We start from the raw sequence: 22,447 nt of genomic DNA, 5'->3' as shown, positions 1-22,447 counted from the left end.
CCGCAAAGGTAAAAGGCGATCTTATTTTCTACAAATATAATGGGCTCACAGGAACAAAGAATACAAGCATTTGTTAAACTCGGCCAGTTGCTGAGGGATTTCAAATTCGATAGCCCTTCATACAACACCCAGGAATGCGAATTCCGGAACGCGGTACAGCGTGCAGGCAGCAAGAATGGGTGGTTCACCAGGGAAAACCTGGAATATGCCATTACTGCCTGGGGCCGGGAACTCACCGAAGACAAGCTGAGATCGTGGATCTCGGCCTATTCAATCCCCGAAAGGGATCCCAGATGTGTGGCTGTCATCATGGCGGGAAACATTCCCATGGTCGGGTTTCACGACCTGCTCTGCGTCCTGATGACGGGGCACAGGGCCCTGGTTAAGCTGTCTTCTGGAGATACCGAATTACTGCCTGCCCTCATCAGGAAACTCGTGGAATATGAGCCCCTTATGGAAGGCATTATAACTGTTTCAGATGGAATAATGAAAGGATTCGATGCGGTGATCGCAACAGGAAGCGACAATACTTCACGCTATTTCGAGTACTATTTTGGGAATAAACCCCATATCATCAGAAAGAACCGGAACAGTGTGGCTGTGCTTACCGGAAAGGAAACCCCCGAGCAACTAAAAGCCCTGGGAAATGATATTTTCATGTATTTTGGCCTCGGGTGCCGCAACGTAAGTAAATTGTTCGTGCCCCAGGGCTACTCGTTTGAGAGTCTTTTTACCTCCCTGGAACCTTTTGAGTCAATTAAGAACCACCATAAATACCACAATAACTACGACTACAACAAGGCCGTCTACCTTATGAGTGAGTTCCCGTTCTTAGACAATGGGTTTCTGATCCTGAAAGAGGATAAAGGGTATGCTTCGCCCATCGGTACTGTCTATTATGAGACCTATTCCACCTTGCAAGAGCTCGGAGGTAAACTGGAGGCCGAAAAAGAAAGGATCCAATGCGTGGTGGCAGATGGGTTCTCGGCCGGTGAGGTCCCTTTTGGACGAACACAAAACCCCTCCCTTTCGGATTATGCGGACGGGGTGGATACTGTTGAATTCCTGTTAAAAACCTGAAACAATTAATCCGGTTTTGCAACTCCTTTCTCAGGTTAATTTTCGACCTTTACAGCTGCAAAAAAGTACCCTGACATATGAAAAAACACAATTTTAGTGCCGGTCCATGCATCCTGCCTGCCGAGGTCATGAAGAAGGCTTCGGAGGCTGTCCTCGAATTGGACGGCATAGGGCTTTCCCTGATCGAGATCTCCCACAGGAGCAAGGAGTTCGTGGCCGTTATGGAAAAGGCCAGGTCCCTGGCCCTTGAACTCCTTGGACTGGAAGGCAAAGGATACCAGGCTCTCTATCTACAGGGAGGAGCCAGCCTGCAGTTCCTCATGCTGGCTTACAACCTGCTGGAGAACAAGGCAGGGTATCTGAATACAGGAACCTGGAGCTCAAATGCCCTGAAGGAGGCTAAGTTTATCGGGAATGCCATAGAGATCGCTTCTTCCAAGGATAAGAATTTCAACTACATTCCCAAGGATTTTGATATTCCGACGGACCTGGATTACCTGCACCTGACCTCCAACAACACTATTTTCGGCACACAGATCAAGAAATTTCCCAAAACGGGTGTTCCCCTTGTCTGTGATATGAGTTCCGACATCTTCTCCCGCCAGCTCGATTTTTCATCATTCGACCTTATCTATGCCGGGGCTCAAAAAAATATGGGTCCGGCAGGAACGACCCTGGTGGTTATCAAAGAAGACCTGCTCGGCAAGGTTAGCAGGCAGATCCCTTCCATGCTCAATTACAAGGTGCACATCGGGAAGGACAGTATGTTCAACACACCTGCGGTATTCCCGGTCTACGTCTGCATGCTCACCCTGCAGTGGTTAAAAGACATGGGAGGCATTGCTGCGATTGAGGAGATCAATGAGAAAAAGGCCAAGCTTATCTATTCGGAGATCGACCTCAACCCACTTTTCCAGGGATTCGCGAATAAAGAAGACCGTTCCAGTATGAACGCAACCTTTACCCTAACTGACGAAAAACTCAAAGACACCTTTGATGCCATGTGGAAGGAAGCTGGGATCAATGGCCTGAACGGACACCGTTCTGTAGGTGGTTACAGGGCATCCATGTACAACGCACTTACCCTTGAGAGTGTTGGCGTGCTGGTAGATGTGATGAGCGACCTGGAACGCAAGGCCTGAAAAGCCCCCCAAATGAAAATCGGAACTGAATCAAAGTATTTATGAGTAAAAAGATCCTTGCCAATGACGGCATTTCAAAAAGTGGCATTGAAGCATTGGAATCAGCCGGTTTTGAAGTACTGACCACCAACGTGGCCCAGGAGCAACTGGCGAAATACATCAACCAGGAAAACATCTCAGGCCTGCTGGTACGCAGCGCGACCCAGGTTAGAAAGGAGTTGATAGACTCCTGCCCCGGACTTAAACTCATCGGAAGGGGTGGCGTAGGGATGGACAACATAGACGTGGAATACGCCAGGGAAAAAGGTTTGCACGTGATCAATACACCTGCCTCCTCATCAGCTTCCGTTGCAGAACTCGTCTTCGCGCATTTATTTGGTGGAGTGAGGTTTCTCTATGACGCAAACCGGAACATGCCTCTGGAGGGGGACAAGAATTTCAAGAGCCTTAAAAAGAGTTATGGGAATGGATCGGAACTCAGAGGGAAAACCCTGGGTGTTCTCGGCTTTGGGAGGATAGGCCAGGCTACCGCTAAGATCGCCCTGGGTATCGGGATGAAAGTGATGTATTGTGACCCGAACTATGAGGAGACCGAACTGAGTATCTCCTTTTTCGACGGACAGATCACTACCTTTTCCCTCAAGTCGAGTTCCAAGGAAGAACTCCTGAAAGAGGCAGATTTCATTACGCTTCACGTGCCAGCACAGAAAGAATACGTGATCGGGAGAGCAGAGTTTGATATGATGAAGAACGGTGTGGGCCTGGTAAACGCCGCACGTGGAGGTGTCATCGATGAAGTGGCTCTTCTGGATGCCATAGACCGCGGTAAGATCGCTTTTGCCGGGCTTGATGTGTTCGAAAGTGAGCCTCATCCTGAAGTGCGTATCCTGATGCATCCAAAGATCTCCCTTTCGCCCCATATTGGAGCTGCCACAGGGGAGGCCCAGGACCGTATAGGTACAGAACTGGCCGAACAGATCATCAAACTCCTCAATTAGGGAGAAAAAACAGTATATTTCTACCAAAATTAATAAGACAATGTCAGGACTTTTAGATTTATTGGGTGGCCCGATGGGCAAACAACTTATTGACGGGGTTTCGGAACAGACCGGACAACCTGCTGATAAAACAGCGGATGTCCTGAGCATGGCGATGCCACTGCTCCTCGGGGCAATGAAAAAGAATGCCTCTGATCCTCAGGGTGCATCCGGTTTGATCAACGCATTGAATTCCAAGCACTCAGGAGGCATTTTGGATAACCTGGGCGGACTTTTCCAGGGTGGGGTGAACGATTCCGTTCTTGAGGACGGTGCCGGGATCCTAGGACATATCCTGGGGAAGAAACAGCCTTTGGTTGAAAATGCCTTGAGCCAGAAATCGGGCGTGGATGCGGGCACTGTGGCCCAGATCCTGAAGATCGCGGCCCCTATCGTCATGGGTTACCTGGGCAGACAAAAGGCCCAGAGCAATGTCAGTGATTCTGATGGTCTGACCTCCTTGCTGGGGTCCATGCTGGGAGGACAACCCAAGCAGAATCAAAGTCTGATCACCAGCCTGATCGATGCAGATGGGGATGGCAGTGTATTGGACGACGTGGCCGGGATGGTCCTGGGGACAAATAAGAAAAAAGGCGGACTCGGCGGTATGCTGGGTGGACTCTTTGGAAAATAACAGCCGGGATTACTTAAGGATTTTTAACAGGACCACCGGGACAACACCGGTGGTTTTTTTGTATCTTCTTAGTATGGATAAAAAGATATATAAAGGAACGATACGAACAGGGATGTTTCTTTTTTTCGGTCTGCTCATCCTCATTACAAGCTGTACCGGATCAAAGGTAAACACCCCTGTATCCGAACAGGAAAGAAAAGCTTTTAATACTTCGGAGGCAGATACCGTTGAAATATCCGATGAAGAATCGAACTATGAGATCATCATCATTGAACCCGGTTTCAATGTATGGTTGCAGGCTGTGGCCCGTCCTCCGGGATACTATTCAAAGTCTTTCCTGGAAAACCGCAACCGTTTGTTCGTGATCGAATGGAATAACCGCGTGATCAATAACCTGCAATTCGACCCCCAACTCTATCAACTCCAGATCGACTACGACCCGGCCATAGATTACGGGTATGACGTAAACTACAAGCTCTATAATTATTTCATTTATTTCCAGAGGAAATATAACCAGCGCCTGGGACCTTTTGCTCCCCGCATTTAATTTATAACTTTGCGGCTTTAAAAGAAGGACGTGACGGACAGGCTGAAAAAATACTGGGGCATCAGCTCCAACTGGCAATTACTAGTAATTTTCTGGGTTTTTGCGATCACCGGTTCGGCTTCGGTCTATGTGGCCAAGCCATTTTTGAACTTTATCGGTCTGTCCCGGGAGGCCTTCCCGGAGGTCTGGTGGAGCGGCTGGGTGTACTGGTGCCTGAGGATCCTGCTTATCTTCCCCTTCTACCAGGTCTTGCTGGTGTTATTCGGGTGGCTCTTCGGCCAGTTCACCTTTTTCTGGAATTTTGAAAAGAAAATGCTCACCCGTATGGGCTTAGGGCGCTTTTTTTCAGGAAGTTAATGAGATTCTCCGGACTCGACGACCTTCCCAGTCTTTTTTCTGGAAAGGACATAGGTATAGATCCACATCAGGGTAAAGCTGGGAACGATATCAAGGCCCGGGACCAGCTCCTCTATAAAAGTTACTACCCCGGCTATTTGCCCTATTCTGCCCTTGTACAAACGGGTCATCAGCCAGGCTGCCACTGGGGCCCAGATCACATCTGAAAATTCGCCAAGGCCGGGGATAGCAAAGGAAAGCATCCCTATTCCATCAAAGAGAAGCCCCAACAACAGGTATTTTATTTTGGATCCCTTTTTCATTTGCAGATAAAAATAAAGAAAACCCGTCTGTTCGCACAGACGGGTTCCTTATAAATATCGTTAAAATTCCTTAGGACAGCTTGGAACTAATCAATTTTAAGAACTCATTCCTGGTCTCTATCTTTTCGAACTGACCCCTGAAGCCGGAAGTAGTGGTTACGGAATTTTGTTTTTGAACTCCCCTCATCATCATACACATGTGGGAGGCTTCGATCACCACAGCCACACCTTTGGGTTTCAAAGTAGTATTGATGCATTCCAGTATATCGTGCGTAAGGCGTTCCTGAACCTGTAATCTTCTGGCGAAGACATCCACCACCCTGGGGATCTTACTCAACCCTACGATATACCCATCAGGGATATATGCAATGTGAGCTTTGCCATAAAAAGGAAGCATGTGGTGTTCACAAAGGGAATAAACCTCTATGTCCTTGATGATCACCATCTCGTCATAATCCTCAGCGAACATGGCGCTCTTCAAGATCTTCACTGCGTCCTGCTTATACCCCTGCGTTAAGAATAACATGGCTTTCGCAGCCCTTTCCGGGGTTTTCAAAAGGCCTTCCCGCTTAACGTCCTCCCCTATCTCATCGATGATCTTGGAGTACCGTTCCTTTACTTCGTTGGTAATTGTTAAGTTGTATTCTTCCAGGTTCTGATAAGGTGCCATAGGAAAGTTATTATGTAAAAACGCTCAGCGTTTTGATTTGTTTAGTATTTCAATTATAAACTTAAACAAAATTAAGCAATTCTCTAAGGCCACCTCGACTTTAACGTATAATTAGCAGAAGGAGGAACCATCAAATGGCATAGAAGCCATTTATGCCGCTAGTATTCTCTGATTACGTGGCGAATGGTTCCCATTTTGTAATGAACGCGCTTATGTGTACTTTCGACCTTTAAAAGGTTTGGGATGATCACCGCCAGAAATATTCAGAAATACTATGGGTCCCTGCAGGTTCTAAAAGGCGTTGACCTCCATATTAAGAAAGGAGAAATCGTCTCGATCGTCGGGGCATCCGGAGCCGGAAAGACTACCCTCCTGCAGATCCTTGGAACGCTGGACCACCAGTCAAATCCGGGCGAAAGCGACCTGGAGGTAAGCGGGGTCGAAGTGACCCGTCTCAACGATAAAGCTCTTGCTCAATTCCGCAACGAGCACATCGGTTTCATCTTCCAGTTTCATCAGCTTTTACCAGAGTTTACAGCTTTGGAAAACGTTTGTATACCTGCTTTCATCAAAAGAACACCCCCGGGGGAGGCCGAGAAAAGAGGGGCAGAACTTCTCACCTTTCTAGGCCTGGGAGATCGGCTGCACCACAAGCCCAGCGAGTTGTCGGGAGGTGAACAGCAGCGGGTGGCCGTCGCCAGGGCCCTGATCAACAACCCTTCGGTAATACTGGCAGACGAGCCCAGCGGTAACCTAGATTCGGAAAGTGCAGAGGTTCTCCACAAGCTCTTTTTCAGTTTAAGGGAAGAGTTCGGTCAGACCTTTGTCATCGTGACGCACAATGAAGAACTCGCCGATATGGCGGACCGCAAACTGACGATGATCGACGGACTTATCGTAAATCAATGATCCTTAAACACCTTTGGTCGTTTGCCCTCAAACCTGAATACACCGCGTACAGAGGAATTTCTACTGATGTCAGAATTAAAGTACTGGCCTCTGCGGTCTTTTGGAACCTCTTGTTAGGGATAGGCCTCGCTATTTTGGCCGAAGGCATTTTTATTTCTTTAGGCATAGAACAGGGAGAACATAAGACCGTTGAGATGTTCTCTTCATACTCCCTCCCACAGGTATTCCTCCTGATGGTGATCCTGGCCCCTCTGATCGAAGAAAGCCTCTTCCGTGGCCCTTTGGTTTTCTTCAGGAAGTCGCCCTACTTCCCTTTCGCCTTTTATATGTCCTGCATACTTTTCGGCCTGGTCCATCTTGGTAATTTTGAAAATAGCGATCATTTGCTGCCTTGGACGCCTCTGTTGGTGGCCCCCCAGACCCTGATGGGGTTCTTTTTGGGTTTCCTCAGGGTAAGGCTTGGCCTGGAATACGCTATCCTTATGCACATGGCACACAACGGGTTACTTTTTTTGCTGATTTCTTTTACCGAGCTGCCATGAAAAGCAAACGAAAAAAGATCGAAGGACTGAGGGATTTCCTGGATCTGAAGGTAGAGCAATACAACCGGCCCGAATTCCTGGAATCTGATCCCATACAGATCCCCCACCTGTTCTCTGACCGCAGGGATATTGAGATCAGTGGGTTTCTCACGGCTACCATCGCCTGGGGGAACAGAAAGAGCATCATCACCAATGCCAGTCTCATGATGGACCTCATGGACAGGTCGCCTTACCAATTCATCTCCCAGCACGAGGAATCGGACCTGAGCAGGCTGGACGGGTTTATACACCGCACCTTTAACGGTACCGATATCAGGTATTTTGTGAGGGCACTGCAGCATATCTATACCCACCATGGCGGAATGGAGGCCGTCTTTTGCAAGTATGCGGAGAAAGATTCACTGCAAAGGTCGATATCCAGATTCCGTACCCTGTTCTTCGGCCTGGATCATGAAAAACGTACGGAGAAACATATTTCGGACCCCCTGAAGGGATCGGCCGCTAAGAGGATCAATATGTTTCTGAGATGGATGGTTCGGGATGGGAAATCGGGAGTGGATTTTGGCCTTTGGAAGGGTTTGAAACCCTCTCAGCTTTCATGCCCGTTGGATGTGCACTCGGGCAAGGTCGCCAGAAAACTGGGACTTCTTACAAGGAAACAGAATGATGCAAAGGCTGTCAATGAACTCGATAGCAGCCTTCGCCTGCTCGACCCGAACGACCCTGTGAAGTACGATTTTGCCCTGTTCGGACTCGGAGTCTTTGAAAGGTTCTGAGTTGTTTTCCGTTTTGAGCTCTCAGTTCCTCTTCGGTCTATTATCCTCACACGCGAGGGTTGTCCCAGAGATCTGCCTCTTAAAATTCCCTATTCAGTTTCTTTAATAGTAGATACATTTGCAATGGGCAGCTGTATTATTTGACAACTCTTTAACCATTCACATTAAAACACAAAAATTTTGAAATGTTAAAATAAGACTAATAGACATGATTAGGCTTTCTCACTGAAGGAAAATTCCTATTTTTAAACGACAACCTGACTAATTACTATGGCCCTGATGCAACTCGGAGTGAATGGTAAGTAGTTACACTATCCTAAAAAAGAAAGAGTACCTTGAAATGACCGTTGAGGGTACCTATGATTACTGGGAATTCCTCGAATATCCCCGGTATATCAAAAACTCCTGTGAGGAACACCGTTGTTCAAGGATGTTGATCGACGTGACACCCGTGAAAGCTGAGGAGGTCTCCCTTATCGAACTTTTCTTCCTGGGTGAACAGATCGCCAAAGTGATCGGAGAAAAGATCATGATTGCACTGATCTGGAAACGCGAATCTCTTTCCGACTTCCTTGTGGATGTGGCCACCAACCGGCACGCCAACCTGAAAGTCTTTGACGATCCCAAAATGGCCCGTTACTGGCTTACCCAAAAATACTGAACTTACCCCCTATACCAGGCCCATATTTCCCAGATCCAGGGAAATGGATTTATTCCCCTCGGCAATAGAACGGTATATGGCTTCCACGATGATCAAATCCCGTTTGCCCATCTCCCCGGGTGCCCTGTTCTCGGTTCTATACAGGATGTGGCTGGCAAAATCATCCATCTGAAGTTTCTGTTGAGACTGGTGCGGGAATGTAAGGATCCCGTTTGCCGATTCCCCTGCCAGTGGCCCGTAGTTATTGGCAGGCTTCAAAGAAAACCATCCGCGGGTGCAGGAAGCGTAGAGGCTATTCGCATTCGCATTGTGGGAAGTGAAAATATTTCCTACCGCGCCACCTGGAAACTGAAATTGGGCCGTAATGGTCTCGTCCGTGTCCCTGAAATAATCGGGCCGGGTACTGAATTCCTGAGCGGTCACTGCCACCGGGTTCTGCCCTGTGCTGTAAATAGCGCTCTGAATGCTGTACACCCCCATGTTCATCAGGGCACCGCCCCCGGATAATTCCCTGTTCAACCTCCATTGATCCGGGTTGCCCACAGAGCGGTACGCCGCCTCTGCAGATACATACAAGACCTCCCCAAAGGTCTTTTCCTTCACAAATCGTTTTACTTCCTGGGTATACGGTTCCGAATGCAGTCGGTACCCAACGGCCAGTTTTACACCTGCGTCTGTACAGGCCTTTATAATCGCATCACATTCCTCCACCGATAAGGCCATGGGCTTTTCGCAGATCACATGCTTCCCTGCCCTGGCCGCCCGGATAGAAAACTCCGCATGCATGCTGTTAGGCAAGACCACATAAACGATATCGATGTCTTGGTTATCCCTGATCGTGTCAAAATTGTCATAATTATAGATGTTCTTCTCAGGAATACCGTATTTCTCTGCCCATATCTTCTCTTTTTCCTTGGTACCGGTCACGATTCCGGCGAGGTGGCAGTTGACCGTCTCCTGCAAGGCGGGAGCGAGCTGATAGGTACTGTAACTCCCAAGTCCCACAAGTGCGATCCCCAGTGAGCCTTTCTTTCCGCCGTCCCCTCCCATGGCACAGGCCAGAGGAACCGAGGACACCAGAGCCGTACCTGCCAGTCCCTGTGTCAATCTTTTGTTGAATTGCCTTCTGTTCATTTTATTTACTTTTAGAGAGATTCTCTAGTCCCTTGAATGTTGCCATTAAGATACTAAATCGTCCCGGATGAGCTCCCCGGATTTTCGCCTGTCTTACTCTTTTTATTTTGCTATTTTTAGAGGCTAAAATTGAAAACATGAAAAAATTACTACTCCTTATTGCGCTTTCAATAATTACTTTCTCAACGACCTATTCACAGGAACGCTCTATCCCTGTAGATACCACCGTGATCACACAGCACAGCGTTACCATCAACGGCACCAATTTCAGCTATACCGCAGAAACCGGGACACAACCCGTATGGGACGACCTGGGTAAGCCCATCGCTGCCCTTCACTACACCTATTACACCCGGAATGACGTCAAGGACAGAAAATCCAGACCACTGCTGATCTCATTCAATGGCGGACCCGGTTCGGGTTCAGTCTGGATGCACCTGGCCTACACGGGTCCCAGGATCCTCAATATAGACGATGAGGGCTATCCCGTTCAGCCTTATGGGGTGAGCCAAAACCCTTATTCCGTGCTCGATGTCACTGACATTGTCTATGTGAACCCAGCTAACACGGGCTATTCCCGCACCATTCCCGAAACAGGGAAAGAAGTGGACAGGAGTAAGTTTTTTGGGATCAATGCCGATATCGAATATCTGGCCGAATGGCTCAATACCTTTGTCACCCGCCACAATCGCTGGAGGTCACCTAAATACATTGTAGGTGAAAGCTATGGTGGGACGCGGGTCATGGGATTATCCCTGGCTTTGCAAAATGAGCAATGGATGTACCTGAACGGGGTCATTATGGTGAGTCCGGCCGATTACAAGGTCCTTCGCACGGGAGGGCCTGTAAGTGACGCCCTAAACCTGCCTTATTTCACAGCGGCCGCCTGGCATCACAAGGCGCTTCCCGCCCCACTTCAGAGCAAGGACCTGCTGGAGATCCTCCCGGAATCGGAGGATTTTACGGTCAATACACTCATTCCCGCCCTGGCCAAAGGAGGATTCATCGAGGAAGAAGAACGCAACAAGGTGGCAGAACGTATGGCCTATTTATCAGGCCTTTCAAAAGAGGAAATCCTCAACAGAAACCTGGTCATCCCTACCTCCTACTTCTGGAAAGCCCTGCTGAGGGACAGGGGATATACCGTAGGCCGACTCGATAGCCGATACCTTGGGATAGACAGGCAGATCGCGGGAGAAAGACCTGACTACAATTCAGAGATTACCTCGTGGTTACACAGTTTCACCCCGGCTATCAATTATTACCTGCAGGAAGAACTCAAGTTTAAAACCGACATCAAGTACAATATGTTCGGCCCGGTTAGACCCTGGGACAACGATAATGACAACACCAGGGACAACCTCAGGCAGGCCATGGCCCAAAATCCCTACCTGAACGTATTGATCCAAAGCGGATATTACGACGGGGCGACCACTTATTTCAATGCCAAATACACCATGTGGCAGGTAGACCCCAGTGGAAGGATGAAAGACAGGTTCGAATTCAAGGGGTATCGCAGCGGACATATGATGTACCTCAGGCGAGAGGACCTGAAACAGGCCAACGAGGACATCCGCGCTTTTATACTGAGGACACAGGCCAATGGAAAAAGTGCGAAGTACTGATGCCTTTGGGATGGCCCTGAAGCATTTCATTTGGTGATCGGAACATACAGTCAGGGGTACAGAAAACCGATTTTGGACCTCCTTACTGAGACCACTCCATTGAAGGACATACTTTTATTGGAAGGATTTCGTTATAACCAACGTAATCTTATATAAAAAATACCCCAATGAAAAATGTAAAGCTATCAGGTTTGATCCTGATGATGATGGCCCTGTTTGCTGTCTCCTGTGAAAAATCCTCTGAACCTTCGGAACAATCGCTCTCTCCTGAATTGCCTCCGGCAGAATCCATGGCTCTTGATCTGGACGCCTTTGAGGACAATGGAACCTCCGGGAAGTCGGCCAGTCTTCTCGATGCGGAAAAAGCCCCGAACGGAAACTGGGTATTCTCACGTGTGGTGGTGGGTGTTTGGAGTACTGCCCTGTATTCCACCTTATCCGTACCTGTTACTGCATTCCACGCAGCATTTACTCAAACTCCAGAAAAGATCTCCGAGGATACCTGGCAGTGGAGCTACAGCGTGGACGGATTCACGAGTGAATACACCGCAAGGCTTACGGCCCAATTGACTTCAGAGGCCGTGCTGTGGAATATGTATATCACCAAGAACGGCATAGAGGGATTCGATGAATTCCAATGGTTTTCAGGGAGTTCTGCTCTTGATGGAAACAGCGGATTCTGGATCCTCAACCAGGGACCCGACCGGCCTGATCCTATGCTGCGCATAGACTGGGAAAGGACGGGGGATGAGATCGGAAGCATCCGCTATACCTGGGTCAGGGAACTCGACGACCAGGGGAATGATGACCTGTTCCGAAACAGCTACCTGGAATACGGTTTGCAGGATGCTTATTTTGATGCCTATTTCAATGCGAATGTATACGACGTGAACATGCAGGCATTTGCCCAGGTCGACATCGAATGGAGCAGGACAACCTTCGAGGGCAGGGTGAGGTCATTCGCCTATTTTGAAGATGAAATGTGGCATTGCTGGGACGGCAATGGGGATGATGTGGCCTGTGAATAGCCCTGACCTAATAAACGATATGAACCCTGCCTTTAAAAAGCAGGGTTTTTTTATGGACCAGGGATCCTTATTTACTATCTTTTCAACCTTCTATTCATTGAAGTGTCCTATGAAGAGAACCCTTATTTTCATTACTCTGGCTGTACTCCTTTGCGGACATGTCTATGCCCAGGACTGGGCTCAACTGGAAAAGTTCAGATCTGCGAACCAAACACTGAAAGAAACCATGAAAGAAGAAGGCAGAGTCGTTTTCTTTGGGAACTCCATTACGATCGGCTGGTTGCACACCATGCCTTCCTTTTTTGAAGGAAAGCCCTACGTAAACCGCGGCATCGGTGGACAGACCACTCCCCAGATGCTCGTCAGGTTCAGACAGGATGTGATCGACCTCCATCCACAGGTGGTCGTCATTCTGGCCGGAACGAATGACATTGCCGGGAATATAGGTCCCATGACCCTTGAGGAGACCCTTGGAAATCTGATTTCCATGACAGAACTGGCCCGGGCCAATGGCATCGCGGTGGTCCTTAGTTCCGTTTTACCGGCCTCGGACTACCCTTGGCGTCCCGGACTGAGGCCCGATCTTAAAATCCCTCAACTCAACGCCATGATCCGGGAATATGCGAAGGAAGCCGGAGTGGTCTATCTCGATTATTTCTCCGCCATGGTCAATGAGGAACAAGGATTGGATCCGGAACTTGCTCGTGATGGAGTTCATCCCACAGCAAAAGGATATGAAGTGATGGCGCCACTGGCCGAATCGGCCATCCGGGAGGCCTTAAGCAATAAAGAATAAAGGGCAAAATCACTCTCTTAAAAAGCTTTGTTCTTTCTTCTTTTGCCGAATTTGCATTAGGCCCTTGTAACTGTGCAAAAAGACGAACAGGCACCTTGGAAAGATTGATTATATTTGTCAAATGAATTCAGGACATGCTGTTTAAATACCCGCAACTCCTCTGGTTTCTTTGGTTGCTCCTAATCCCTGTCCTTATACACCTCCTGCAACTTCGGAGGTTCAAGACCACCCCATTCACGAATGTCAGGCTCCTCAAAAAGGTACAGGCCAAATCTCAAAAGAGCCAAAATCTTAAGCGCTGGCTGCTTCTCCTCACACGGATAGCTCTTTTTACTGCCTTGATCCTGGCATTTGCCCAGCCCTTTACAGCCAGCGAATCGGCATTCAAAGAGCAGGAAATCGCAGTATACCTGGATAATTCCTTTAGTATGCAGGCGCGACAGGGACCAAGTTTACTCCTTGAGGAGGCCACCCAGGGACTCGTTCGTTCAGTTCCCGAGGGTCTTACCTTTTCCCTCTTCACCAATGATTCGGAATACAGGGAGGTGACGATGGAAGAAGTGAGAAATTCGCTCCTGCAAATTCAGTATTCCAGTGATCAGCTCACCCTGGAGGAGATCAGGCTCAGAGGAAAATCCTTTTTCAGCGGGGAATCGAATGTGGAAGCCAAAATGGTGATCCTCTCAGATTTTCAGGAATCTATGGGAACCTTAAACATCCCGGAGGATGAAGAGCCGGAGATATTTTATGTGCCCATGCGAGCAGATGAACTGATCAATGTCTCCATTGATTCGGTCTATTTCGATGCGTCTACTGGAAATGACAACGGACTTCATATCCTGGTTTCCGGGAATACGGATTTTGGATCTGTTCCGGTCTCCTTATTCAACAAAGGTTCTCTGATCGCTAAGTCGGCCGTAGCCTTTAATCCAAGCGGTGTTTCTGAGATCGTTTTTTCCCTCCCTCCCGGGGAGGATATTGAGGGCAGGGTCTCCCTGGAAGATACGGGTCTGTCCTATGACAATGATCTCTTTTTTAATCTCAGCACAAAGGAAAAGATCAGGGTATTAGGTATCGGGACACGAGACGAATTCCTTCAGAGATTATTCGGGGACGAAACTTCCGAATACCGGTCGGTGGCTTCCATAGAACAGGCTTTGTCTCTCCTGGCTAATCAGGACCTTGTTATTCTCAACGAACTGAGTTCACTTCCTGAGGTTGGGGTGCAGCCTTTAAGGGATTATATCGACCTCGGTGGCAGTCTGCTACTGATCCCCTCCTTGGAAATGAATGCAGGCGATTTTAACCGTCTCATTACCCCATATGGATTGTCCATAGCTAAAAAGATCTCAGCGCCTCTGGATATTACAGATATCAATTACAGACATCCTTTATTTACCGATGTCTTCAAGGATGAAGTAAAAAATTTCCAGTATCCCTCGGTCAGGGAATATTTTACCCTCAACGGTAATTCGGATAAAATACTCGGGTTTGCCAACGAGGCTCCCTTTCTCGCAGGTCGTGAAAAACTCTATGTATTCACTGCATCCCTACAACCTGAAAATACAAATTTCACGACTTCACCCCTGGTAGTCCCAACCCTTTACGCCATGGCTATGAGAAGCAGAAGCCTTCCCTCCCTCTATTATCTTCTGGGGTCTGACAGTTCAGAGGATGTCCCGGTACAACTGGAGGAGGATCGGATCCTCAGCCTTAGAAAAGGCAACATGGAAGTCATCCCCAGACAACAGGCTGTTGGACGAAACACCCGTCTCTGGTTTTCAGGCGGACCTACGGAAGCAGGCGCCTATAGCCTGGAAAATGCGCCTATAGGCAGGTCGTTCAGCTTTAATTTTACAAGGAAAGAAAGTGATCTCACCTACATCGATCTGGAAGATATGAACGACGGAGTGATCTTGGCAAGCTCTATAGAAGACTTGTTCTCGACGATTGAAAATGACCGCAGGGTAACAGGCCTTTGGAAATGGTTTGTTATTTTAGCGGTGCTGTTCTTACTGGCAGAGATTATCATTCAAAAGGCAATGAAATGAACATTCTCCTTAAATCAGCTCGCATCCTGGACGATCAGAATAAGAGCTTGCACGGAAAGGTCAGGGATATCTGGATCAAAAACGGGGTCATAGAGAAGATCGCCACCTCGGTTACCCCGGATTCAAGGACCAAGGTCATCGAATTGCCAAACCTCCATATTTCACCGGGATGGATAGACAGCAGTGTGAGCTTCGGCGAGCCCGGATATGAAGAAAGGGAGACCCTGGCCCATGGTGCCAGAGTTGCTGCCCTTAGCGGCTTTACAGACATCATCCTGAACCCGAATACAAACCCCGTACCTGATACAAGTGGGGATATCGTCTTCGTCAAAAAAACGGCTGCGGGAAAAGGGGCCCACGTCCACCCTTTGGGAACTCTGACCCGTTTGTCTGCCGGAACCGATCTGGCTGAAATGTACGACATGCAAAAGGCAGGTGCAGTCGCTTTTTACGACTTTAAGTCGCCCGTCACCCATGCAAACCTTCTTAAGATCGCCTTGCAATACGCTCAAGGATTCGGAGGTTTGGTGTTTTCCTTTCCCATGGATGCATCCATTGCCGCTACCGGGACAGTCAATGAAGGAGATACGTCCACCAAACTGGGATTGAGGGGTATCCCTGCCCTGGCTGAAGAGATACAGATCGCAAGGGACTTGTCTATTCTCGAATACACAGGGGGCAAATTGCATATCCCGACGATCTCCACAGCGAGAGCGGTTTCCCTGATAAGCGAGGCCAAAAAGAAGGGTCTGGATGTAAGTTGCAGTGTAGCCATCCACAACCTCTTCCATACAGATGAAGTCCTTCATGAATATGACACCCATTTTAAGGTCATGCCCCCCTTGCGAACGGCAAAGGACCGGGAAGCATTGCGCAAAGGGGTCAGAAATGGAGTGATCGACATGGTCACGTCTGACCATATGCCAATCGACATAGAAGAGAAACGAGTGGAATTCGACAGGGCGGCCTATGGGTCCCTCGGTCTCGAATCCTTCTTTGTGATTCTGAATTCGATTTTCGGTCCGGAATTGGCCGTAGAAATCCTTACCAGGGGTAGACAGCGATTTTCACTGGAGTCGCCGGTCCTGAAAGAAGGAGCTCGGGCTGGACTGAGCCTTTTCAATCCGGAAGGAGAATATTTCATTTCCAAAGAGGGACTCCTGTCCACTTCCAAAAACAGTATGTATATAGGCAAAAAAGGCAAAGGCAGGGTGTACGGAAGTGTGACAGAACATCAGGTTTACCTCCACAAAGCATAAGGAATTCATGGACCCGCAAGAAATCAACGAAGGCAAGACCACGGCTATAATTGCCTACATCACGATGGTAGGGGCCCTGATTGCGATCACCATGAATCTGGAGCCTAAGAATTCCTTTGCCAGGTTTCACATACGACAGGCCTTTGGGATCCATTTGCTGTTCCTCGGTGTGGCTCTGTTTCTAAGTGTATGGTTCTACGAATACGCACTCCTTGCCCTGTATGTCTTCTATTTTGTGATGTGGCTTTACGGTTTTCTGGGAGCCATAAGCGGGAAGGCCAACGCGATGCCTGTGATCGGGAATTACTTCCAGAAATGGTTCACCTTTATACAATAGCATGACCACACAGCACCTGAGTTTGGAGCATCTCATCAGGCCGCCTGCAAAGAGCACGGTCAAATCCCCGGCGATTTTTCTGTTCCACGGTTACGGGAGTAACGAGGAAGACCTTTTTTCCTTTGCCCCGGAATTACCCGAAGAGTTGTGCGTTATTTCTGCAAGGGCACCATACCGTCTTCCCCCCTATGGCTTCGCCTGGTACCAGATCGATTTTGATGCCAATTTCGGCAAATGGAGTGACACCGAACAGGCGCGTGCGTCAGTCCAGAAAATGATGCTCTTTATCAAGGAAGCCATAGATGCCTACTCCCTTGATGAGACCAGGATCAGTTTACTGGGTTTCAGCCAGGGTACGGTACTGAGTTTCGCCCTGGCGCTCTCCTATCCGGAAATGATTCAGAATGTGGTGGGATTAAGCGGATACGTAGATGAAAATATCCTTTCGGCGGGTTATGACAAAAAAGATCACAGCCACCTTAAGATGTACGTCTCTCACGGACAATTAGACCCTGTCATCCCCTTATCCTGGGCGAGCAGAACACCGGCCATTCTGGATCGGTTGGGGATCTCCTATGCCTTTGAGGAATTTCCCACAGGGCATGGGGTCTCAAGGGAAAATTTTTACTCCATGAACACCTGGCTGGCCAAACACCTCTAATTGCTGCGGGTATAGAGGAGATGGTCTAAGAGGGTGAAATCCACAGAAAGGTCATCCTTGAGCTCATATCTGATGAAGAGTTCTCCCCAGAATCTACCATCTGAAAAATCGGCAATGATCCATCTGTGGTTCAGGATCTGTATCTTGTTGATCTTGAAATTGCTCTCCATCCCTTCATAGGGGATCAGCGGATTGTCCCCTTTGCGCTCATTGGTCTCAAGCAGTTTATCGGCAATATAGCGGGAAGGATCTGCCAGGGAAAGATGATCGTAATACGCCAGGGCGTCATCGTTGTTCTCCAATGAGAAATACTGGAGGTCGAGTACTTTGAGCCTGGAGGTTTTTAGGGAATCCTCAAGCTGCTGCTTTTCCAACTCCAGAGATGATATCTTTTCCTTCCCCACCTCGACCTGACTCGAATAACTCACATAGATATACAAGGCGATCAGGGAAGAAAAAATAAAGAGGTATAAAAATATTCGTGCTTTCATTCTTAGAGATTTACCGTTAAATTGTCATAGGCCAGGTGTACGTGCTCCGGAAGGCTATTCTCCACTTCGTCGTGAAAGCCCATATGATGGCTAATGTGCGTAAAATACGCGGTTTGAGGCTGTACCTTTTCCACAAAGGAAAGGGCTTCCTCCAAATTGAAATGGGAGTGATGTGGTTCCTTTCTCAATGCATTAACACACAATACTTTAATGCCTTTTATCTTTTCTATTTCTTTATCTTCAATGCTTTTGACATCGGTCAGGTAGGCCACTCCGCCAATGCGATATCCGAACACCTGTAAGCGGTTGTGGAATGCCTCGATCGGATGTGCTTGCAGATCCCCCAGGGAAAAAGGTATTCCCTTCTCGACCACATTCACTTTAACAGCAGGGGCGCCAGGGTAACGGTTGATATCGGAAAAGATGTAGTCGAACCTCTTCTTCAGGTTGTCCACTACTCGCTGATGGGCATAGATAGGGATGTCGCCCTGTCTGAAAAAGAAGGGCCTGATATCATCTATCCCGGCGGTATGATCTGCGTGCTCGTGGGTAAATAGGATGCCGTCGAGTTTTGTCACCTCGTTCGTCAACATTTGCTGGCGGAAATCAGGGCCACAGTCGATCACAAAATTGTAATTCCCCCAGGAGATAAGAACGGAAACACGGAGCCTTTTGTCCTTGGGATTTTTACTCAGGCATACCGGATGCGTACTCCCGATTACGGGGATCCCCTGAGAGGTTCCGGTTCCCAAAAAAGTCAATTTCAACGGCTCGTCTATTTTATTCAAATTTATGACATATTTATTTAAAAGATGTCCCATTCTTATTAACTTTGAAGCGAAAACCCTGAGGAATGGCGTCCGTTTTAAATCAAGATCCTGCTTTCGAAAATATACCTTCCATCAAGGCCAAAACTCTTCGCATCAACCTGAATCCTGTGATCTATGGAACCTTTGCTGAAATTGGGGCCGGGCAGGAAACAGCGAGGCATTTTTTCAGATCAGGGGGCGCATCGGGAACCATTGCCAAGGCGATGAGCGCTTACGACAAGAATTTCAGTGACGCGATCTACGGCACCGAAAAGGATGGAAGATATGTGACCCAGAGCCGACTGAACAAAATGCTGAAGCACGAGATGCAACTGATGGAGGAGCGCATCAGCAGGAAGGACCATCCGGACCGCCTCTTCTTCACTTACGCCAACACGGTAGCCACCATAGATTTTTCCAAGCGGTACAAAGGTCATGGCTGGGTAGGGATCCTATTCCAACTCGACCCTAACCAGAAGGAATACGATGAGATCATCCTCCACCTTCGCTTCAAGCAGAACGAGGCACGACTTCAGCAGGAGACGCTGGGGATCGTCGGGGTCAACCTGATATACGGGGCTTTTTACAAATACAATAAACCCAGGAAATTACTGAAGTACCTGTACGACCATATCGACAAGGATACGGTTGAAATAGACATGGTGAATTTCTCGGGGCCCAATTTCAAGAATGTAGACAACAGGCTGATGAGCCTTCAGCTCATCAGAAATGACATGACCGACGCAGTGATGTTCGGTCCGGACGGGAACAACCTCCTCCCGGCTGCGGTCCTGTACAAGAAAAATATCCTGGCACTCAGGGGTAGTTTCCGCCCTGTGACCAAGGTTAACATGGACATGTTCCAGAAATCCTATGACATCTTCGTACGGGAACAGACCGTGGAGGAAGAGAATACCGTGGTCATGTTCGAGATCACCCTGGCTAACCTCAAGGCTTCCGGGGAAATAGACGAACAAGATTTTATGGACCGCGCGGAATTGCTGTGTTCCCTCGGTCATACGGTTCTGATCTCCAAATTCCAGGAATATTACAAACTCGTTGAGTACCTGGGCAACTATACCAAGGCGCGAATCGGCCTTACCATGGGGGTCAACAACCTGGTGGAGATCTTTGATGAAAAATACTACAGGCATCTGAGCGGGGGTATCCTGGAAGCTTTCGGAAAGTTGTTCTTCAAAGATCTGAAGGTCTATCTCTATCCCATGAAGAATCCGGAGACCGGGCAGATCATGACCAGCAACAATATCAAGGTACACCCCAGGATGAAGGAACTCTACAAGTTCTTCAAATACAATGGAAAGGTCATGGACATTATAGATTACGATCCCGAGATCATGCATATTTTCTCAAGGGACGTCCTCAAGAAGATCATGAACGGAGAAGATGGATGGGAAGAAATGCTGCCGGAAGGGATCGCAGATATCATCAAGAAGAAAAAGCTCTTTACACGACAGGAGGAGATCGTGGAGAAATAAAAGTCATAAAAAACCCTGATTCTGGTCAGGGTTTTTTCTTAACGATTAGAATCCTCAAAGGATCTGTGCCGCATGGTCCTTGGTATTCACCTTATCTATAACCTTTTCCACCACGCCTTTCTCATCTATGATAAAGGTCATCCGATGGATCCCATCGTATTCCCTGCCCATGAATTTTTTTGGCCCCCACACCCCGAAGGCATTGATGACCGTATGGTCTTCATCGGCCAGCAAGGGGAATGGAAAATCGTATTTGTCCCTGAAACTGGCCTGTTTTTTCTGGGAATCCTCGCTGACCCCTAAGAGGGAATATCCTTTTTCCTTCAAGGCGGTATAATTATCCCGGAGATTACAGGCTTCTGCCGTACAACCGGGAGTATTGGCCCTGGGATAAAAGAACACGATCAGCTTTTTCCCATTGTAATCCGAAAGCTTTATTTCGTTCCCATCTTGGTCTTTTGAGGTAAATTGAGGTACTTTGTCCCCTTCCTTAAGTGTTTTCATACGCATTTTTTTAGTGAGCATAAAAGTAATCATATATGACCAAATCTGAAAAGGTAACCTTTGCGATAAACACCCTGGGCGAACTCTATCCTGAGATCCCGGTTCCCCTGGAACACAAAGACCCTTATACCCTGCTTATTGCAGTCCTTTTGTCTGCACAGAGCACCGATGTGAGGGTGAACCAGATCACTCCCCTCCTCTTCAGTCGGGCTGATAATCCTTATGACATGGTCAAATTATCTGTGGAGGAAATCAGGGAGGTCATTAAACCTGTGGGCTTGTCACCCATGAAATCAAAGGGAATACACGGGCTTTCTCAGATCCTTGTCGATCAATACGGGGGTACGGTCCCCCAGGAAATAGAACTCCTGGAAGAATTACCGGGGGTGGGCCACAAAACGGCAAGTGTGGTGGTTTCCCAGGCATTCGGTATACCGGCCTTTCCCGTGGATACCCATATCCACAGGTTGATGTATCGATGGGGATTTTCCTCGGGTAAGAACGTGGTTCAAACAGAAAAGGATGCCAAACGCCTGTTTCCCAAGGAATTATGGAATGACCTGCACCTTCAGATCATTTGGTACGGAAGGGAATATTCACCTGCACGCGGATGGGACCTCGAGAAGGATGTGATCACGAGGACTATTGGCAGGAGGTCGGTTATAAATGAATACCTCAAAAAGAAAAAGGCCCGCTGATGCGGGCCGTGGTTTTTAATTCAGGATCAGATCAAAACTGAACTGCCTGTGTTTTGTGATTCTGAGTGCTCTCGAATAGTCTAGCAGAAACTTGATGGTTTCCGGCCCAGCTTTGGGGATCTCGCAAGCGTTTTTCTTTGTTGAGTAAATTTTTTCCATAGGATTGCGATGTCGTTATGATAAGATAACGCAAGGCCTATGGAAATATTGTGAAAATTGTTGCGAACTATGAATTTGTCAGAACTATATTATGCCTGTCAATGATCTTTCTGAGATTGATCAGTGCGTATCGCATTCTTCCCAGGGCTGTATTGATACTGACCCCTGTATTCTCTGAGATCTCTTTAAAGCTCATGTCCTTGTAAATCCGCATAAGCAGGACCTCTTTCTGGTCGTCTGGCAATTCCTCGATAAGGAGGGTAAGGTCGCTGTCTATCTGATCCTTGATCAGTTGCTTCTCGGCGTTGAGTTTATCGTCCCCGATCACAGAGAAGATATTAAAATCGTCGTTCCCTTCGAACTTGGGCATTCTTTTGTTCTTCCTGAAATGGTCGATGATCAGGTTGTGTGCGATCCTCATCACCCAGGGGAGGAATTTCCCTTCCTCGCTGTAATTGCCTTTTTTCAGGGTTTTGATAACCTTTATAAAGGTGTCCTGAAAGATATCCTCGGTAACATCTCTGTCGAGTACCTTGGAATAGATAAAACTGCTGATGCGTTGGTTGTGTCGGTTGATCAGAATCTCCAGTGCCTTTTCTTCCCCGCTGATGTAATCCTGAACTAGTAGTGAGTCGTCCCTTTGTGGTTCCATAGTTAGAGTATCTTTTTGGTTTTTGTTAGTTCGTCAGCCAGGCTAAAGAACTAAGGTTATCAGAACAATTTGAGTTACTTGTTTTTCAAT

The 22,447-nt window shown here is 48.0% G+C and carries 26 protein-coding genes; 19 read left to right on the top strand and 7 right to left on the bottom strand.

Annotated features, from left to right (window positions below):
* Window positions 1-39: 39 nt before the first annotated feature.
* The 6 genes from GWK09_RS11750 (at window position 40) to GWK09_RS11725 (ending at window position 4,797) form a co-directional block, all read left to right on the top strand.
* Window positions 40-1,080 carry an acyl-CoA reductase gene (locus tag GWK09_RS11750; protein ID WP_163693641.1) on the top strand — a complete coding sequence of 347 codons (1,041 nt, stop codon included), beginning with the start codon at window positions 40-42 and terminating at the stop codon, window positions 1,078-1,080.
* Window positions 1,081-1,157: 77 nt separating this feature from the next.
* Window positions 1,158-2,222 carry a 3-phosphoserine/phosphohydroxythreonine transaminase gene (gene serC, locus GWK09_RS11745; RefSeq protein WP_163693640.1) on the top strand — a complete coding sequence of 355 codons (1,065 nt, stop codon included), beginning with the start codon at window positions 1,158-1,160 and terminating at the stop codon, window positions 2,220-2,222.
* 41 nt (window positions 2,223-2,263) lie between these two features.
* On the top strand, window positions 2,264-3,220 hold the full coding sequence (locus GWK09_RS11740; RefSeq protein WP_163693639.1) for a D-2-hydroxyacid dehydrogenase: 957 nt from the start codon (window positions 2,264-2,266) through the stop codon (window positions 3,218-3,220).
* A 40-nt stretch (window positions 3,221-3,260) separates the two neighbouring features.
* The gene (locus tag GWK09_RS11735) at window positions 3,261-3,893 is read left to right on the top strand and encodes a DUF937 domain-containing protein (protein ID WP_163693638.1); all 633 of its coding nucleotides are present in this window, start codon (window positions 3,261-3,263) and stop codon (window positions 3,891-3,893) included.
* 73 nt (window positions 3,894-3,966) lie between these two features.
* Window positions 3,967-4,440 (top strand): DUF6146 family protein, encoded by a 474-nt coding sequence (locus GWK09_RS11730; protein WP_239530920.1) that lies wholly within the window; start codon window positions 3,967-3,969, stop codon window positions 4,438-4,440.
* A gap of 30 nt (window positions 4,441-4,470) precedes the next feature.
* Entirely contained in the window at window positions 4,471-4,797 is a 327-nt protein-coding gene (locus GWK09_RS11725) for a DUF6787 family protein (RefSeq protein ID WP_163693637.1), read from the top strand.
* On the opposite strand, the gene GWK09_RS11720 is transcribed toward GWK09_RS11725, so the two are convergent.
* Both GWK09_RS11720 and folE read right to left on the bottom strand, forming a co-directional pair.
* Window positions 4,794-5,099 (bottom strand): hypothetical protein, encoded by a 306-nt coding sequence (locus GWK09_RS11720; protein WP_163693636.1) that lies wholly within the window; start codon window positions 5,097-5,099, stop codon window positions 4,794-4,796. The genes GWK09_RS11725 and GWK09_RS11720 overlap by 4 nt on opposite strands.
* Window positions 5,100-5,169: 70 nt before the next feature.
* Window positions 5,170-5,769 (bottom strand): GTP cyclohydrolase I FolE, encoded by a 600-nt coding sequence (gene folE / locus GWK09_RS11715; RefSeq protein ID WP_163693635.1) that lies wholly within the window; start codon window positions 5,767-5,769, stop codon window positions 5,170-5,172.
* Window positions 5,770-6,012: 243 nt separating this feature from the next.
* Between folE and GWK09_RS11710 the strand changes: the two genes are divergently transcribed.
* The 4 genes from GWK09_RS11710 (at window position 6,013) to GWK09_RS11695 (ending at window position 8,657) form a co-directional block, all read left to right on the top strand.
* The gene (locus GWK09_RS11710) at window positions 6,013-6,678 is read left to right on the top strand and encodes an ABC transporter ATP-binding protein (protein WP_163693634.1); all 666 of its coding nucleotides are present in this window, start codon (window positions 6,013-6,015) and stop codon (window positions 6,676-6,678) included.
* Entirely contained in the window at window positions 6,675-7,220 is a 546-nt protein-coding gene (locus tag GWK09_RS11705; protein ID WP_163693633.1) for a CPBP family intramembrane glutamic endopeptidase, read from the top strand. Before GWK09_RS11710 ends, GWK09_RS11705 begins: the two co-directional genes overlap by 4 nt.
* Entirely contained in the window at window positions 7,217-7,996 is a 780-nt protein-coding gene (locus GWK09_RS11700; RefSeq protein ID WP_163693632.1) for a TIGR02757 family protein, read from the top strand. Before GWK09_RS11705 ends, GWK09_RS11700 begins: the two co-directional genes overlap by 4 nt.
* A gap of 295 nt (window positions 7,997-8,291) precedes the next feature.
* Window positions 8,292-8,657, top strand: coding sequence for a hypothetical protein (locus tag GWK09_RS11695; protein ID WP_163693631.1), 366 nt, complete (start codon window positions 8,292-8,294; stop codon window positions 8,655-8,657).
* Between the two features lie 9 nt (window positions 8,658-8,666).
* On the opposite strand, the gene GWK09_RS11690 is transcribed toward GWK09_RS11695, so the two are convergent.
* Window positions 8,667-9,791 (bottom strand): Gfo/Idh/MocA family protein, encoded by a 1,125-nt coding sequence (locus tag GWK09_RS11690; protein ID WP_163693630.1) that lies wholly within the window; start codon window positions 9,789-9,791, stop codon window positions 8,667-8,669.
* 137 nt (window positions 9,792-9,928) lie between these two features.
* Here GWK09_RS11690 and GWK09_RS11685 point away from each other — a divergent pair, with 137 nt between their 5' ends.
* From GWK09_RS11685 to GWK09_RS11655, 7 genes are all read left to right on the top strand, one after another.
* On the top strand, window positions 9,929-11,416 hold the full coding sequence (locus GWK09_RS11685; RefSeq protein WP_163693629.1) for a S10 family peptidase: 1,488 nt from the start codon (window positions 9,929-9,931) through the stop codon (window positions 11,414-11,416).
* 167 nt (window positions 11,417-11,583) lie between these two features.
* Window positions 11,584-12,444: a hypothetical protein gene (locus GWK09_RS11680; RefSeq protein WP_163693628.1), complete on the top strand. Its 861-nt coding sequence runs from the start codon at window positions 11,584-11,586 to the stop codon at window positions 12,442-12,444.
* A gap of 109 nt (window positions 12,445-12,553) precedes the next feature.
* Complete coding sequence (locus GWK09_RS11675) at window positions 12,554-13,240, top strand: SGNH/GDSL hydrolase family protein (protein WP_163693627.1); 687 nt, start codon at window positions 12,554-12,556, stop codon at window positions 13,238-13,240.
* Window positions 13,241-13,374: 134 nt separating this feature from the next.
* Window positions 13,375-15,291, top strand: coding sequence for a BatA domain-containing protein (locus GWK09_RS11670; RefSeq protein ID WP_163693626.1), 1,917 nt, complete (start codon window positions 13,375-13,377; stop codon window positions 15,289-15,291).
* Window positions 15,288-16,550, top strand: coding sequence for a dihydroorotase (locus GWK09_RS11665; protein ID WP_163693624.1), 1,263 nt, complete (start codon window positions 15,288-15,290; stop codon window positions 16,548-16,550). Before GWK09_RS11670 ends, GWK09_RS11665 begins: the two co-directional genes overlap by 4 nt.
* A gap of 7 nt (window positions 16,551-16,557) precedes the next feature.
* Window positions 16,558-16,887 carry a hypothetical protein gene (locus GWK09_RS11660; RefSeq protein WP_163693623.1) on the top strand — a complete coding sequence of 110 codons (330 nt, stop codon included), beginning with the start codon at window positions 16,558-16,560 and terminating at the stop codon, window positions 16,885-16,887.
* Between the two features lies 1 nt (window position 16,888).
* Entirely contained in the window at window positions 16,889-17,548 is a 660-nt protein-coding gene (locus GWK09_RS11655; protein WP_163693622.1) for an alpha/beta hydrolase, read from the top strand.
* Here the strand turns inward: GWK09_RS11655 and GWK09_RS11650 are convergent.
* Together GWK09_RS11650 and GWK09_RS11645 are read right to left on the bottom strand one after the other, a co-directional pair.
* Entirely contained in the window at window positions 17,545-18,039 is a 495-nt protein-coding gene (locus GWK09_RS11650) for a hydrolase (RefSeq protein ID WP_163693621.1), read from the bottom strand. The genes GWK09_RS11655 and GWK09_RS11650 overlap by 4 nt on opposite strands.
* 2 nt (window positions 18,040-18,041) lie before the next feature.
* The gene (locus GWK09_RS11645) at window positions 18,042-18,806 is read right to left on the bottom strand and encodes an MBL fold metallo-hydrolase (RefSeq protein ID WP_163693620.1); all 765 of its coding nucleotides are present in this window, start codon (window positions 18,804-18,806) and stop codon (window positions 18,042-18,044) included.
* 86 nt (window positions 18,807-18,892) lie between these two features.
* Between GWK09_RS11645 and GWK09_RS11640 the strand changes: the two genes are divergently transcribed.
* On the top strand, window positions 18,893-20,344 hold the full coding sequence (locus GWK09_RS11640) for a TonB-dependent receptor (protein WP_163693619.1): 1,452 nt from the start codon (window positions 18,893-18,895) through the stop codon (window positions 20,342-20,344).
* A gap of 54 nt (window positions 20,345-20,398) precedes the next feature.
* Here the strand turns inward: GWK09_RS11640 and bcp are convergent, their stop codons facing one another.
* Window positions 20,399-20,848 (bottom strand): thioredoxin-dependent thiol peroxidase, encoded by a 450-nt coding sequence (bcp, locus tag GWK09_RS11635; RefSeq protein WP_163693618.1) that lies wholly within the window; start codon window positions 20,846-20,848, stop codon window positions 20,399-20,401.
* A gap of 35 nt (window positions 20,849-20,883) precedes the next feature.
* Here bcp and GWK09_RS11630 point away from each other — a divergent pair, with 35 nt between their 5' ends.
* Window positions 20,884-21,546, top strand: coding sequence for an endonuclease III domain-containing protein (locus tag GWK09_RS11630; protein ID WP_163693617.1), 663 nt, complete (start codon window positions 20,884-20,886; stop codon window positions 21,544-21,546).
* Window positions 21,547-21,772: 226 nt separating this feature from the next.
* Here the strand turns inward: GWK09_RS11630 and GWK09_RS11625 are convergent, their stop codons facing one another.
* Window positions 21,773-22,357, bottom strand: a complete 585-nt coding sequence (locus GWK09_RS11625; RefSeq protein ID WP_163693616.1) for an RNA polymerase sigma factor — start codon at window positions 22,355-22,357, stop codon at window positions 21,773-21,775.
* Window positions 22,358-22,447: the final 90 nt, after the last annotated feature.

The organism is Muriicola jejuensis, from assembly GCF_010671595.1.
In the GTDB taxonomy this organism is placed as follows: Bacteria; Bacteroidota; Bacteroidia; order Flavobacteriales; family Flavobacteriaceae; genus Muriicola; species Muriicola jejuensis.
The sequence above is the reverse complement of the archived record's forward strand: the minus strand, read 5'-3'. Positions and strand labels throughout refer to the sequence as shown.

What these genes read in the sequence shown, in the direction of transcription:
- GWK09_RS11740 (WP_163693639.1), top strand. Translation starts at nt 2,264, where the DNA reads ATGAGTAAAAAGATCCTTGCCAATGACGGCATTTCAAAAAGTGGCATT.
- GWK09_RS11655 (WP_163693622.1), top strand. Translation starts at nt 16,889, where the DNA reads ATGACCACACAGCACCTGAGTTTGGAGCATCTCATCAGGCCGCCTGCA.
- serC (WP_163693640.1), top strand. Translation starts at nt 1,158, where the DNA reads ATGAAAAAACACAATTTTAGTGCCGGTCCATGCATCCTGCCTGCCGAG.
- GWK09_RS11750 (WP_163693641.1), top strand. Translation starts at nt 40, where the DNA reads ATGGGCTCACAGGAACAAAGAATACAAGCATTTGTTAAACTCGGCCAG.
- GWK09_RS11640 (WP_163693619.1), top strand. Translation starts at nt 18,893, where the DNA reads ATGGCGTCCGTTTTAAATCAAGATCCTGCTTTCGAAAATATACCTTCC.
- GWK09_RS11670 (WP_163693626.1), top strand. Translation starts at nt 13,375, where the DNA reads ATGCTGTTTAAATACCCGCAACTCCTCTGGTTTCTTTGGTTGCTCCTA.
- GWK09_RS11630 (WP_163693617.1), top strand. Translation starts at nt 20,884, where the DNA reads ATGACCAAATCTGAAAAGGTAACCTTTGCGATAAACACCCTGGGCGAA.
- GWK09_RS11710 (WP_163693634.1), top strand. Translation starts at nt 6,013, where the DNA reads ATGATCACCGCCAGAAATATTCAGAAATACTATGGGTCCCTGCAGGTT.
- GWK09_RS11625 (WP_163693616.1), bottom strand. Translation starts at nt 22,357, where the DNA reads ATGGAACCACAAAGGGACGACTCACTACTAGTTCAGGATTACATCAGC.
- GWK09_RS11705 (WP_163693633.1), top strand. Translation starts at nt 6,675, where the DNA reads ATGATCCTTAAACACCTTTGGTCGTTTGCCCTCAAACCTGAATACACC.
- GWK09_RS11680 (WP_163693628.1), top strand. Translation starts at nt 11,584, where the DNA reads ATGAAAAATGTAAAGCTATCAGGTTTGATCCTGATGATGATGGCCCTG.
- GWK09_RS11665 (WP_163693624.1), top strand. Translation starts at nt 15,288, where the DNA reads ATGAACATTCTCCTTAAATCAGCTCGCATCCTGGACGATCAGAATAAG.
- GWK09_RS11690 (WP_163693630.1), bottom strand. Translation starts at nt 9,791, where the DNA reads ATGAACAGAAGGCAATTCAACAAAAGATTGACACAGGGACTGGCAGGT.
- folE (WP_163693635.1), bottom strand. Translation starts at nt 5,769, where the DNA reads ATGGCACCTTATCAGAACCTGGAAGAATACAACTTAACAATTACCAAC.
- GWK09_RS11675 (WP_163693627.1), top strand. Translation starts at nt 12,554, where the DNA reads ATGAAGAGAACCCTTATTTTCATTACTCTGGCTGTACTCCTTTGCGGA.
- bcp (WP_163693618.1), bottom strand. Translation starts at nt 20,848, where the DNA reads ATGAAAACACTTAAGGAAGGGGACAAAGTACCTCAATTTACCTCAAAA.
- GWK09_RS11685 (WP_163693629.1), top strand. Translation starts at nt 9,929, where the DNA reads ATGAAAAAATTACTACTCCTTATTGCGCTTTCAATAATTACTTTCTCA.
- GWK09_RS11695 (WP_163693631.1), top strand. Translation starts at nt 8,292, where the DNA reads ATGGTAAGTAGTTACACTATCCTAAAAAAGAAAGAGTACCTTGAAATG.
- GWK09_RS11660 (WP_163693623.1), top strand. Translation starts at nt 16,558, where the DNA reads ATGGACCCGCAAGAAATCAACGAAGGCAAGACCACGGCTATAATTGCC.
- GWK09_RS11735 (WP_163693638.1), top strand. Translation starts at nt 3,261, where the DNA reads ATGTCAGGACTTTTAGATTTATTGGGTGGCCCGATGGGCAAACAACTT.
- GWK09_RS11720 (WP_163693636.1), bottom strand. Translation starts at nt 5,099, where the DNA reads ATGAAAAAGGGATCCAAAATAAAATACCTGTTGTTGGGGCTTCTCTTT.
- GWK09_RS11700 (WP_163693632.1), top strand. Translation starts at nt 7,217, where the DNA reads ATGAAAAGCAAACGAAAAAAGATCGAAGGACTGAGGGATTTCCTGGAT.
- GWK09_RS11650 (WP_163693621.1), bottom strand. Translation starts at nt 18,039, where the DNA reads ATGAAAGCACGAATATTTTTATACCTCTTTATTTTTTCTTCCCTGATC.
- GWK09_RS11730 (WP_239530920.1), top strand. Translation starts at nt 3,967, where the DNA reads ATGGATAAAAAGATATATAAAGGAACGATACGAACAGGGATGTTTCTT.